The sequence below is a fragment of the Streptomyces muensis genome, from assembly GCF_021474425.1.
GTDB lineage: Bacteria > Actinomycetota > Actinomycetes > Streptomycetales > Streptomycetaceae > Streptomyces > Streptomyces muensis.
Genome location: NZ_JAKEIP010000248.1, coordinates 1 through 12,101, shown reverse-complemented (window position 1 = coordinate 12,101; position 12,101 = coordinate 1). Strand labels below are relative to the sequence as shown.

Below are 12,101 nucleotides of genomic sequence, written 5' to 3'. Positions count from 1 at the left end.
GGCGCAAACCCCGCGCAGGACCCCCGCCCCCAACACAACCCGGCGATCGGAGGCTGCCGCCCATGCTCGACGAATCGCTGCTGGACACGCCGGAGGCGCTCGCCGAGGCCGACCGCCGTGCCCTCCTGCGCGGCGCGGCCGAAGCCGGCGCCCGCGTCCGCACCGCAGCCCGGCACGCCGCCGAGGCAGGCGTCCACGAACTCAAACCCGACGGCCGCCCGCGAGCCATCATCCTCGCCGGCCCCGGCACCGCCGCCATCGGCGTCGCCGACCTCCTCGGCACCCTCGCCGGCGTCACCAGCCCCGTCACCCGCCTGGCCCCGGCCGGCGTCGCCCCCGCCGCGGGCGCCCTGCGCTGGGAACTCCCCGGCTGGGCCGGCTCCGTGGACCTGCTGCTGATCACCACCCCCGACGGCACCGAACCGGGCCTGTCCCTGCTCGCCGAACAGGCCTACCGCCGAGGCTGCACGGTCGTCGCCGTAGCCCCCGCCGGCACCCCGCTCACCGAGGCGGTGCACAACAACCACGGCCTGTTCGTGCCGATGGCGACCGCCCCGTACGAGCAGGACGAGGCCCTCGCCGCCTCCGCCCCCGGTGTGCTGTGGGCGCTGCTCACCCCGCTCCTGGCGCTCCTCGACCGCACCGGCATGATCACCGCCCCACCGGACGCCCTGCAGAAGGTCGCCGACCGCCTCGACCACATCGCCGAGCGCTGCGGTCCCGCCATCGCGACCTACAGCAACCCCGCCAAGACCCTGGCCGCCGAACTCGCCGACGCGCTCCCGCTGATCTGGACCGAGGGCGTCTCCGCGGGCCCGGCAGGCCGCCGTTTCGCCGCCGCGCTCGCCGAGCTCTCCGGCCACCCCGCCCTCGTCGCCGAACTGCCCGAGGCGCTGGCCTCGCACAACGCCCTGCTCGCGGGCAAGCTCGCGGCGAGCGCCGACCCCGAGGACTTCTTCCGCGACCGCGTCGAGGAGCCACCCGCCCTGCACGCGCGCGTGGTGCTGCTGCGCGACCGCCCCCTGGGCGGCCTCACCGCCGCGCCCGCCGCCCGCGACCTGGCCCTGAGCCATGACACGCCGATCAGCGAACTGGAGCCGGAACCCGGCGGCGAGCTGGAGACCCTCGCGGAACTGATCGCCATCACGGATTTCGCCGCCGTTTACCTGGCGCTCGCCTCCGGCGCCTGATCTGTCTCAGGACGCCCGGACAGCCGTACGACACAGGAACCGACGAGGTACCGATCAGGAACCGACGAGGAACCGACAGCCGTACACAAGGCGAACCGGCGTTCTCCACGAACAGAACCCGTCATAGCCCCGTTTAGCCCGTCGTCGTCGCACCCGACCCGCAGAGAGCAGGCAGACACCCGCATGGACCGCCTCGACAACACCGTCCGCCCCTACGCCTGGGGCTCCACCACCGCGATCCCGGAGCTCCTCGGCGTCGAGCCGACCGGCGAACCGCAGGCGGAGATGTGGATGGGCGCGCACCCGGGCGCACCCTCGCGCACCGCGCGCGGGACGCTCGTCGAGGTCATCGAGGCGGCCCCGGAGCGCGAACTGGGCGCCGCGGCCGTGGCGAAGTTCGGCCCCCGGCTGCCCTTCCTGCTCAAGATCCTCGCGGCCGGCGCCCCGCTCTCCCTCCAGGTGCACCCCGACCTGGAGCAGGCGAAGCAGGGTTACGAGGACGAGGAGCGCCGGCGCATCCCCGTGGACGCGGGCCACCGCAACTACAAGGACGCCAACCACAAGCCCGAACTGATCTGCGCGCTCACCGAGTTCGACGGCCTGTGCGGCTTCCGCGACCCGCTCCGGGCCGCCGACCTCCTCGACGGCCTCGGCGTCGACTCCCTCAAGCCGTACGTCGACCTGCTGCACGCCCACCCCGAGGACGCGGCCCTGCGCGAGGTGCTCACCGCGATCCTCACCGCCGACCCGGCCGACATGGCCCGTACCGTCACCGAGGCCGCCACCGCCTGCACCCGCCTCGGCGGCGACTACGCCCCGTACGCCGACATCGCCCACCACTACCCCGGCGACCCCGGCGTCATCGCCGCCATGCTCCTCAACCACGTCCGCCTGCAGCCGGGCGAGGCCCTGTTCCTCGGCGCCGGCATCCCGCACGCCTACCTCAACGGCCTCGGCGTCGAGATCATGGCCAACTCCGACAACGTCCTGCGCTGCGGCCTCACCCCCAAGCACGTCGACGTCCCCGAACTCCTGCGCATCGTCCGCTTCGAGCCGAGCGACCCGGGCGTGCTGCGCCCCGAGGCCGCCCCGGACGGCGAGGAGGTCTACGAGACTCCGATCGACGAGTTCCGGCTGTCGCGGTACGTCCTTCCGGAGGGCACCACCGCCCACGACCTCACCCGCCCGACCCCGCAGATCCTGCTCTGCACCGCGGGCACCGTCCGCGCCGGCGAGCACGAGCTGACGCCCGGCCGTTCCGTTTTCGTACCGGCGGGCGAAAAGGCCGAAGTGTCCGGTGCCGGCACGGTCTTCCGGGCCACGGTCGTCGCCTGACGGAGGGCATCGGACGACCCGGCGCGCCGTTGTCGGACCGGGCTGCAACAATGGCCCACCGGCAAAGGACGGGCAAAGCCGAGCTCCGTGTGCTCGGCGGCTCCGAAGGCTCCGTAGGTGAAGGGACAACGCGACACATGAGCGCGTCAGGCGGTACCAAGGCGATCGTGGCGGCACTCGCCGCCAACCTCGCCATCGCGGCATCGAAGTTCGTGGCGTTCGCGTTCAGCGGCTCGTCGTCGATGCTCGCCGAGGGCGTGCACTCGCTCGCGGACTCCGGCAACCAGGCCCTGCTGCTGGTCGGCGGCAAGAAGGCGCAGCGCGAGGCCACGCCGCAACACCCCTTCGGCTACGGCCGCGAGCGCTACATCTACGCCTTCCTCGTCTCGATCATCCTGTTCTCGGTCGGCGGCATGTTCGCCCTCTACGAGGGCTACGAGAAGATCAAGCACCCGCACGAGATCGAGCACTGGTACTGGCCGGTCGGCGTCCTCGTCTTCGCGATCATCGCCGAGTCCTTCTCCTTCCGTACGGCCATCAAGGAGTCCAACGTCCTGCGCGGCAGGAAGTCCTGGAAGGAGTTCGTCCGACACGCCAAGGCGCCCGAGCTGCCCGTCGTCCTCCTGGAGGACCTCGGCGCACTGGTCGGTCTGATCCTCGCCCTGGGCGGCGTCGGCCTGGCGCTGATCACCGGAGACGGCGTCTGGGACGGCATCGGCACGATCTGCATCGGCGTCCTGCTCGTCCTGATCGCGGTCGTCCTCGCCATCGAGACCAAGTCGCTGCTGCTCGGCGAGTCCGCGGGCGCCGAGGAGACCTCGAAGATCGAGGCCGCCATCGTCGACGGCGACGTCGTCACCCGCATCATCCACATGCGCACGCTGCACCTCGGCCCCGAGGAGCTCCTGGTCGCCGCCAAGATCGCCGTCCAGCACGACGACACGGCCACCGAGATCGCCACCGCCATCGACGCCGCCGAGGCCCGCATCCGCGAGGCCGTCCCGATCGCCCGCGTGATCTACCTCGAACCCGACATCTACAGCGAGTCCGAGGCGGCCAAGGGCGCCGACCGCGAGGCCACGCCCGGTGGACCGGCAGCGCCGCACGACGCCGAGCACTGACGCCACCCATACCGCGAGCACTGACGCCCGCCCATACCGAAGGGGGCCCGCCGGAATCCCGGCGGGCCCCTTGGTCTTCGCTCGCGACCGCGTCCTCAGACCTGCACCGCCCACGGCGGTGGCGGCGGCGTCATGGCCCGCGCCTTCCGCCGTACGACCACCGCGGCGATCCCCAGACCGATTCCGACCGGCACCAACAGCAACCCGAGGATCATCGCCGTCCCGAGTACCACCGGCACGGTGTAGTCGTCGATCACACGCCCCTGGACCGCGGACTCCGGAAGCGTCCCGTCGTGGTCGTCGAGGAAGGCCCGCGAGTCACGGGAGTTCGCGCGGTTGTCGCCCATCAGGAACAGCCGGCCCTCGGGGACCCGCACGTCGTAGGAGGCGGGGTAGCCGCCGTGCGCGTCCCCGCCCTTCACATACGGCTCCTTGAGCGGCTTGCCGTTGATGGTGACGCGGGCGTCCGCCTCCGGTCCCGTGCAGCACGCCACACGGTCACCGCCCACGCCGACGACCCGCCCCATCACCAACCCGTCGACCCCGTAGCGGTCCGGCGCCGAGAACACCACGACATCCCCGCGCCGCACCTCGCTTCCGTCGATCCGCTCGTAGACGGCCCGGTCGCCCGGCCCATACGTCGGTGTCATGCTCTCGCTCGACACGACGGAGCCGCCGAAGGCGGACCGCGCGTAGACGAGACCGCCCAGCCCCAACAACAACCCCACCAGCCCCACCACGACGGCTGCGATCCCCAGTCCCCGCCCCTTGCCCGACATCGCGTTCCTCCCCATGCGGCCCATACGCGGACGCAGAGCGTAGCGACCGCAGGTGAACCGGCCGTGCCGGCCGGCCCACGCCCGACGCACGGACGCGGGTCCGGCCGCGCGGCTACCCGACCTCGCGCAGTATCCCGAGCACGGTCGACTCGTCGGCCGCGCTCAACAGCCGCTCCCTGAACCCGGCGTCCATCAACTTCCGCGACAGCAGCGCCAGAATCCGCAGATGCTCGTCACCCGCGGCCGCTTCCGGTACGGCGATCATGAACACCAGCCTCGCCTTCGTACCGTCCAGCGAGCCCCACTCGACGCCCTCCGCAGACCGCGCGAAACCGACGACGGGCGCCGTCACCGCAGCCGTCTTGGCATGCGGAATCGCGATCTCCTCCCCGAGCCCGGTCGTCCCCTGCGCCTCCCGCCGCAGCGCGGTCGCCACCAACTCGTCGACATCCGCGACCTTGCCGGTACGGGCCAGCAGCTCACCCATCTCCCGGATCGCGGACTCCTTGTCCTGCGCGCGGAGTTCGACCTTCACCGTCTTCCGGGTGAGATAGCCAGAGAGAACCTCACCGGCAGCGTTCTCCGCGACCGGAGCACTGCCCGGACCCGGGTTCTCCTCGTCTTCCTCGCCTTCCTCGGACTCGCCGGATTCCACGGACCTCCCGGGCGCCGCGGAGGCCCCACTCACGTCGGTCGCCGCCCTCGACTCACGTACGACGGTCCGCTGCGCCACGACACCACCGCCGCCCGGCGTTCCGCCTCCCGCTCCGACCAACACGGGCTCCGGCCCAGCAGAGCTCACGTCGCCGACGGCCTCCCCGCGCCGCCTGCGCTCACTCAGGTCGACCAGGGCGACCGTGGTCAGCGCGGTGACGACCGAGCCGATCACCACGGCCACGAAGAACATCGGCACCCCGCTCACCGCGCCCAGCACCGCCACGATCGGCCCGCCGTGCGGCACCGCGTCCTCGACACCGGCGACCCCGGCGACGGCACCGGCCACCGCGCCGCCCAGCATGTTGGCCGGGATGACCTGCGCGGGGCGCGCCGCAGCGAACGGGATCGCGCCCTCGGAGATGCCGAAGCACCCCATGAACAGCGAGGCGAGCCCGGTCTCCCGCTCCTGCTCGGTGTAGAGCCGCTTCCGTATCAGCGTGGCGAGGCCCTGCCCCAACGGCATGACCGGGATCGCGGCCGCGCACATGCCCATCACCGTCTGGTTGCCGGTCGCGATGAGCCCGGCGCCGAACAGGAACGCCGTCTTGTTGACCGGTCCACCCATGTCGAACGCGATCATCAGGCCGAGTATGGCTCCGAGCAGAATCGCGCTCGTCCCCGTCATCCCGCTGAGCCAGCTGGTCAGATGCTCGAACACCCATGAGATCGGCTTCCCGACGACGTAGATGAAGAACAGCCCGAGCGCCGTCGTCGCCACGATCGGGATCACGATGATCGGCATGATCGGCTGAGCGAACTTCGGGACCCTGACCTTCTTGATCCACAGCACCAGATACCCGGCGAGGAACCCGGTCACGATCGCCCCGATGAACCCGGCGCCCGCCTTGGAGTCGTACAACTCACCGGTGTTGGCGATCCAGCCACCGATCATGCCGGGCACAAGCGCCGGCCGGTCCCCGATGGCGTACGCGATGTAGCCGGACAGGATCGGCACCATCAGCGTGAAGCCGATGACACCGATGTTGTTCACGTCCATCCAGAAGGAGTCCTTCGGGATGACCAGACCACCCGACGTGTCGGTGTGCCCGCCGAGTGAGAGCGAGATCGCGATCAACAGCCCGCCGACCACCACGAACGGGATCATGTAACTGACCCCGTTCATCAGCGCCTTGTACCCGACGCTCCGCTCCCTGCCGCCACCGCTCGCGGGGGCCGTGGGGGCGCCCCCACCCGTGTGCACGGGTGCCGACAACACCCGCTCGATCAGCTGCTCGGGGTGACGAATGCCCTCAGCCACCCCGACGGTCAGCACCCGCTTGCCCGCGAAACGGCTCAGGTCCACGTCCTTGTCCGCCGCGACGATGACACCGTCGGCGTGTTTGACATCGTTGTCATCGAGGACGTTTTCAGCCCCGATGGATCCTTGGGTCTCCACCTTCATGTCGATACCGCGGCTCTCGGCAGCCTGTGAGAGCTTCTCGGCCGCCATGTACGTATGGGCGATGCCGGTCGGGCACGCGGTCACCGCGAGCAGCTTCAACCGCTTCTGCTCGCCACTGCCGCCGCCCGTGGGGGGAGGGCCGGCCGGACTTGTCACGTCGATCTCCTAACGCCTTTGTCGCACGGAACGCCGTCCCGGACGCCCCGCAAGATCGATCAGTTGTTCAGATCTCCCGGGCATCCTGCACCACCCCGCCCCAGACTCAAAGGCCCGAATGCCCCACAATCTCCCGCTCTGCCGCCTCCTGTACGCCCTTCGTTGGTGTCCTGTTATCGCCCCCACGAGCCCCGGCCCCTCCCGCTGCGGCTGTACCCCGCCTGCTCTCGCTGCGGCTCACCCGGCCAGCTCCCGCCCCTGCACTGTTACGGCTCTTCGGTCTGCTGCCCGCACGCCCGCCAGTCATCACGTGACCAACGCCACGGCCATGAACAACCGCTCGCCCGCCCCCCCGCTCACCCCCGCCAAGAGCCCTTCCCGGGACGCGATGGATGGCTCGATCTGTTCGAAGGCGGACTGGGGACGGCCGGGCCTCCCGGTGTAGCTTGGGACAGAGCCAGACGTCGCTGCTGATGGCGGTCGGGCGGTCCCGACACGGACCGACCGAGGGAGAGAGGGCCTCCGACGGACTGCGCTGCGCGCACGCGGGCATGCCTGTGTCCTCTTCGGGCACCCCTGTGTCCGCCGCCGCGCAGACCAGCCGTACCCACCCTCGACCCGATCCCGAGGAGCAGCTCGTAATGACGACTGTCGAGAACCGACAGGACTTCAAGGTCGCCGACCTCTCCCTGGCCGACTTCGGCCGCAAGGAGATCACCCTCGCCGAGCACGAGATGCCCGGCCTGATGGCGATCCGCAAGGAGTACGCCGAGACGCAGCCGCTGGCCGGCGCCCGCGTCACCGGCTCCCTGCACATGACCGTGCAGACCGCCGTCCTCATCGAGACCCTGGTCGCCCTCGGCGCTCAGGTCCGCTGGGCGTCCTGCAACATCTTCTCCACCCAGGACCACGCGGCCGCCGCCATCGCCGTCGGCCCGAACGGCACCGTGGACAACCCCCAGGGCATCCCGGTCTTCGCCTGGAAGGGCGAGACCCTGGAGGAGTACTGGTGGTGCACGGAGCAGGCCCTGACCTGGCCGGACAGCCCCACCGGCGGCCCGAACATGATCCTCGACGACGGCGGTGACGCCACCCTCCTCGTCCACAAGGGCGTCGAGTACGAGAAGGACGGCAAGGTTCCCTCCGTCGACACCGCCGAGTCCGACGAGCACCGCGTCATCCTCGAACTCCTGCACCGCACCATCACCGACGGCTCGCAGAAGTGGACCCAGCTGTCCTCCGAGATCCGCGGCGTGACCGAGGAGACCACGACCGGCGTCCACCGCCTGTACGAGATGCAGCGCGACGGCACCCTCCTGTTCCCGGCGATCAACGTCAACGACGCCGTCACCAAGTCGAAGTTCGACAACAAGTACGGCTGCCGCCACTCCCTGATCGACGGCATCAACCGCGCCACCGACGTCCTGATCGGCGGCAAGACCGCGGTCGTCTGCGGCTACGGCGACGTGGGCAAGGGCTGCGCGGAGTCCCTGCGCGGTCAGGGCGCCCGCGTGATCATCACCGAGATCGACCCGATCTGCGCGCTCCAGGCGGCGATGGATGGCTACCAGGTCACGACCCTCGACGAGGTCATCGACAAGGCCGACATCTTCATCACCACGACCGGCAACAAGGACATCATCATGGCCTCGGACATGGCCAAGATGAAGCACCAGGCGATCGTCGGCAACATCGGTCACTTCGACAACGAGATCGACATGGCGGGCCTCGCCAAGGTCCCGGGCATCGTCAAGGACGAGGTCAAGCCGCAGGTCCACACCTGGACCTTCCCCGACGGCAAGGTGCTCATCGTCCTCTCCGAGGGCCGCCTGCTGAACCTGGGCAACGCCACCGGTCACCCGTCCTTCGTGATGTCCAACTCCTTCGCGGACCAGACCCTGGCCCAGATCGAGCTGTTCACCAAGCCGGACGCCTACCCGACCGGCGTCTACACGCTGCCCAAGCACCTGGACGAGAAGGTCGCGCGCCTCCACCTGGACTCGCTCGGCGTGAAGCTGACGAAGCTCCGCCCCGAGCAGGCCGCGTACATCGGCGTCGAGGTCGAGGGCCCGTACAAGCCGGACCACTACCGCTACTGAGCCGAGCAGACCTCCGAGGCAGGCCCCCGCACCCCCGTGTCGGGGGCCTGCCCCTTTGGCCGTACGGCACCGGCAGCCGGACCAGACCGTCAGCCCACCAAGCGACCAAGAGCCACAAGAGCCGTCAAGACCCAGGACCCCGATGCCCCGCGGCCGCTATTCGCTCCATGATCCGCACGATCACACCCCCCTCGCAGAAGAACACTTCCACTGCGCCCCCGGCCCTTCCGGCTGGCGCTACGTCTCCCAGCTGACCACCCCTGCGGGCGACCACAGCGGCTCCGTCGACCTCACCCTGGACGAACTCGGCCGCCCCCTCCGGCTCGAACTCCACGCAGGTGGCTGGCAGGTACGCGGTGCCGCCCTCGACGGCGTCACCTGGGTCCGCACCGACCCCACCGGGACTCATGCCACAGAAGGCAATGTGCGCGCCCATGCCTTCACCGGGACGTCCCCCGCGTTCCTCATCGCCACCACTCGTCTCCTGCGCCTCACCCCTTCCGACTCGGCAACCCGCGTACGCCTCGTGGCCCTCACGGACCCGGTCCTGGCCCCGCGCACCGTGGACCAGTCCTGGGCCTTGGTGAACAGAGAAACACACGCCACTGACAACGGCCCTCTGACCGTGGACGAATACCAGGTCACAGCCCTGGACACGGGCGAGCAGCACGCCGTACACATCGCCGGCGACGTGGTCCTCGCGGCACCGGGCATCGAGCTGGAGGACCTGGACTCCCCGCCGTCGACGTTCGCTTGAGCGCTCGGCGGACCTTGGCCGGGGAGTGCGGCTAGGCAGGGGGGACGAAACCGGTGGAGGGACGGTCGTCCGACGGAGTCTGCGGCGCCGGGGCCACCTCCGTGCCGTACGGCGCAGGCGAAGGCGGTGCAGCGGTAGGGGGAGTGGGAGCCGCGGTCGGCATGACCGACGGACCGTACGCCCCAGGCCCACCCGCCGCAGTACTCACATCACCGGCGTCGACAGGCCCCCCACCCGCACCCGATCCGTTGCCGAAGGCCCGCCGCGCCTCCCGCGCCTGGCGCTCCTGAAGAACCGCCGCCAGATACGCCGCCGGCGGCACCCCCTGCGGCGCCGGAGCGCCCGTGCGCGCCGCGAGGTCCGTCGCCAGGCGCTCCGCCATACTCCAGCCGACCTGAGGGTCGAGCTGCTGCATCCGCATCAGGTACTGGCGAATGGCGAGCCACAGATCATTGGGCACCGCCGAAAGGTCAAGCCCCGAGAACCGCCCGGCCAACCAAGGCGGAGGCGGCGGAACAAAGCCCGTCCGCGCGACCGGCACCCGTTCCCGTACGACGAGCGTCCCGGCGAACACATCCCCGAGCCGCCGCCCGCGCGCGGACACCAACGATGAGATGACAGCGATGACGCCGAGCGTCATCAGAATCTCGATCACACCTATGAGGCCACGCACCAGCGCATGCCGGAACCGGATCGGCCCGCCGTCATCGCGCACAACCCGCAGCCCACACGCGAGCTTCCCCAGCGAGCGCCCATGACTCAGCGTCTCGACCGCGATCGGCCCGCCGACCAGCAGCAGAACGAACAGGGCAATCGACAACGCCGTCTGCGCCGCCTCGTCCAGAGAAGCGGTGGCCGCCACCACACCGATGGTCACGACGATGTAAGCGATCACTGCCACGGCCAGATCGAGCAGCACGGCCAGCGCCCTGCTGGGCAGCTTCGCGGGGCGCAACTCCAACGCCACCGCCTCACCCGTCACCAGCTCACTCACGCCGACCGTCCTTCCCCTGACCTGCCCTCGGAATGGCCAGTCTGCCAAGCTGAGGGCGCATCGCGCCGCAGTACGACAAGCTGACACCTACGACGAGTCGCCGACGAACAGCCGAGGAGCAGAAAACCAGATGGACCTCGACGTCTTCGTCACCGCCCACCGAGCCGAGTGGGACCGCCTCGACGCCCTCCTGGGACGCCAGCGCCGCCTCACCGGCGCCGAGGCCGACGAACTCGTCGCCCTCTACCAGCGCACGGCGACCCATCTGTCCCTGATCCAGTCCAGCGCCCCCGACCCGCAGCTGACCGGTCGGCTCAGCCAACTGGTGGCACGCGCGCGTAGTGCCGTCACAGGCACCCGACGCGCCTCATGGCGCGACGTCACCCTCTTCCTCACCCAGGGATTCCCAGCCGCGGTCTACCGGTCGCGCCACTGGTGGATCCCCACCGCGCTCCTCTCCACCCTGGTCGCCGCACTGCTCGGCTGGTGGATAGGCACCCATCCCGAAGTACAGGCCACGATCGCGGCCCCCAGCGAGCTGCGCGAGCTCACCCGCCCAGGCGGCCAGTACGAGACGTACTACTCCAGCCACCCCGCGGCGTCCTTCGCGGCCCAGGTCTGGACGAACAATGCCTGGGCAGCCGCCCTCTGTCTGATCCTCGGCGTCTTCCTGGGCCTACCAGTGGTCTGGATCCTCTTCCAGAACATGCTCAACCTGGGCGTCGGCATCGGCCTGATGTCGTCGGCAGGCCGCCTGGACACCTTCCTCGGGCTGGTCCTGCCGCACGGCCTCCTGGAACTGACCGCGGTCTTCGTCGCCGCCGGCACCGGCCTACGCCTGGGCTGGACCCTCATCGACCCGGGCCCACGTACTCGCCGCTCCGCCCTCGCCGAGGAAGGCCGAGCCGCGATCGGCATGGCGATAGGCCTGGCCCTGGTCCTCTTCGTCTCCGGTGCCATCGAAGGTTTCGTCACCCCGTCGGGCCTACCGACCTGGGCGCGCATCAGCATCGGCGTCATCGCCGAACTCGTCTTCCTCGCCTACGTCTATGTCCTAGGCGGACGTGCCGCCCGAGCCGGAGAGACGGGCGACGTCGAGGCGGCCGAGCGCAGCGCCACCGTTCCGACTGCGGCCTGATGTGCGTACACACCAGTTGAGCTGCTAGTCTCCTCTTCGCCCCGCAAGAACCGTTGACACGGAGCTAGCGGGGAGGTAGATTCGAACAGTTGCCTGGAAGTGGGAGTCAACCCCGCTGGGCAGAGTGAGTGTCTGTCTGCTTCAGCGGAACATTGATTCCCAAGAAGCCCCTCCCGATGAATCGGAAATGAGTGGCTGGTCAGTCCGGCCCAGAACTTCTGATAAAGTCGGAATCGCCGGAAAGGGAAACGCGGAAGCGGGAACCTGGAAAGCGCCGAGGAAATCGGATCGGAAAAAGGTCTGATAGAGTCGGAAACGCAAGACCGAAGGGAAACTGCCCGGAGGAAAGCCCGAGAGGGTGAGTACAAAGGAAGCGTCCGTTCCTTGAGAACTCAACAGCGTGCCAAAAGTCA

10 protein-coding genes are annotated in these 12,101 nt (G+C 69.8%); 6 read left to right on the top strand and 4 right to left on the bottom strand.

Annotated features, from left to right (window positions below; translation table 11 throughout):
• Positions 1-62 precede the first annotated feature (62 nt).
• The 3 genes from L0P92_RS35795 (at position 63) to L0P92_RS35785 (ending at position 3,646) form a co-directional block, all read left to right on the top strand.
• Entirely contained in the window at positions 63-1,190 is a 1,128-nt protein-coding gene (locus L0P92_RS35795) for an SIS domain-containing protein (protein WP_234767230.1), read from the top strand.
• Between the two features lie 183 nt (positions 1,191-1,373).
• Positions 1,374-2,525, top strand: coding sequence for a mannose-6-phosphate isomerase, class I (manA, locus tag L0P92_RS35790; RefSeq protein ID WP_234767229.1), 1,152 nt, complete (start codon positions 1,374-1,376; stop codon positions 2,523-2,525).
• A 137-nt stretch (positions 2,526-2,662) separates the two neighbouring features.
• A complete protein-coding gene (locus L0P92_RS35785) occupies positions 2,663-3,646 on the top strand; it encodes a cation diffusion facilitator family transporter (RefSeq protein ID WP_234767228.1) in 984 nt (327 codons plus the stop codon).
• 95 nt (positions 3,647-3,741) lie between these two features.
• Here L0P92_RS35785 and lepB read toward each other — a convergent pair whose 3' ends face one another.
• Together lepB and L0P92_RS35775 are read right to left on the bottom strand one after the other, a co-directional pair.
• On the bottom strand, positions 3,742-4,425 hold the full coding sequence (lepB, locus tag L0P92_RS35780) for a signal peptidase I (RefSeq protein ID WP_234767227.1): 684 nt from the start codon (positions 4,423-4,425) through the stop codon (positions 3,742-3,744).
• Positions 4,426-4,537: 112 nt separating this feature from the next.
• Positions 4,538-6,700, bottom strand: a complete 2,163-nt coding sequence (locus L0P92_RS35775) for a fructose-specific PTS transporter subunit EIIC (RefSeq protein ID WP_234767226.1) — start codon at positions 6,698-6,700, stop codon at positions 4,538-4,540.
• A gap of 641 nt (positions 6,701-7,341) precedes the next feature.
• Between L0P92_RS35775 and ahcY the strand changes: the two genes are divergently transcribed.
• Both ahcY and L0P92_RS35765 read left to right on the top strand, forming a co-directional pair.
• Positions 7,342-8,799, top strand: coding sequence for an adenosylhomocysteinase (gene ahcY, locus L0P92_RS35770; RefSeq protein ID WP_234767225.1), 1,458 nt, complete (start codon positions 7,342-7,344; stop codon positions 8,797-8,799).
• Positions 8,800-8,941: 142 nt separating this feature from the next.
• Entirely contained in the window at positions 8,942-9,556 is a 615-nt protein-coding gene (locus L0P92_RS35765; RefSeq protein ID WP_234767224.1) for a hypothetical protein, read from the top strand.
• A gap of 31 nt (positions 9,557-9,587) precedes the next feature.
• Here the strand turns inward: L0P92_RS35765 and L0P92_RS35760 are convergent, their stop codons facing one another.
• Positions 9,588-10,550 carry an RDD family protein gene (locus tag L0P92_RS35760; protein WP_234767223.1) on the bottom strand — a complete coding sequence of 321 codons (963 nt, stop codon included), beginning with the start codon at positions 10,548-10,550 and terminating at the stop codon, positions 9,588-9,590.
• Positions 10,551-10,680: 130 nt separating this feature from the next.
• Between L0P92_RS35760 and L0P92_RS35755 the strand changes: the two genes are divergently transcribed.
• The gene (locus L0P92_RS35755; protein WP_234767222.1) at positions 10,681-11,688 is read left to right on the top strand and encodes a stage II sporulation protein M; all 1,008 of its coding nucleotides are present in this window, start codon (positions 10,681-10,683) and stop codon (positions 11,686-11,688) included.
• A 141-nt stretch (positions 11,689-11,829) separates the two neighbouring features.
• On the opposite strand, the gene L0P92_RS35750 is transcribed toward L0P92_RS35755, so the two are convergent.
• A partial coding sequence (locus tag L0P92_RS35750) for a hypothetical protein (protein ID WP_234767221.1) occupies positions 11,830-12,101 on the bottom strand: 272 nt, incomplete at its 5' end.

What these genes read in the sequence shown, in the direction of transcription:
- L0P92_RS35795 (WP_234767230.1), top strand. Translation starts at nt 63, where the DNA reads ATGCTCGACGAATCGCTGCTGGACACGCCGGAGGCGCTCGCCGAGGCC.
- manA (WP_234767229.1), top strand. Translation starts at nt 1,374, where the DNA reads ATGGACCGCCTCGACAACACCGTCCGCCCCTACGCCTGGGGCTCCACC.
- L0P92_RS35785 (WP_234767228.1), top strand. Translation starts at nt 2,663, where the DNA reads ATGAGCGCGTCAGGCGGTACCAAGGCGATCGTGGCGGCACTCGCCGCC.
- lepB (WP_234767227.1), bottom strand. Translation starts at nt 4,425, where the DNA reads ATGTCGGGCAAGGGGCGGGGACTGGGGATCGCAGCCGTCGTGGTGGGG.
- ahcY (WP_234767225.1), top strand. Translation starts at nt 7,342, where the DNA reads ATGACGACTGTCGAGAACCGACAGGACTTCAAGGTCGCCGACCTCTCC.
- L0P92_RS35765 (WP_234767224.1), top strand. Translation starts at nt 8,942, where the DNA reads ATGCCCCGCGGCCGCTATTCGCTCCATGATCCGCACGATCACACCCCC.
- L0P92_RS35755 (WP_234767222.1), top strand. Translation starts at nt 10,681, where the DNA reads ATGGACCTCGACGTCTTCGTCACCGCCCACCGAGCCGAGTGGGACCGC.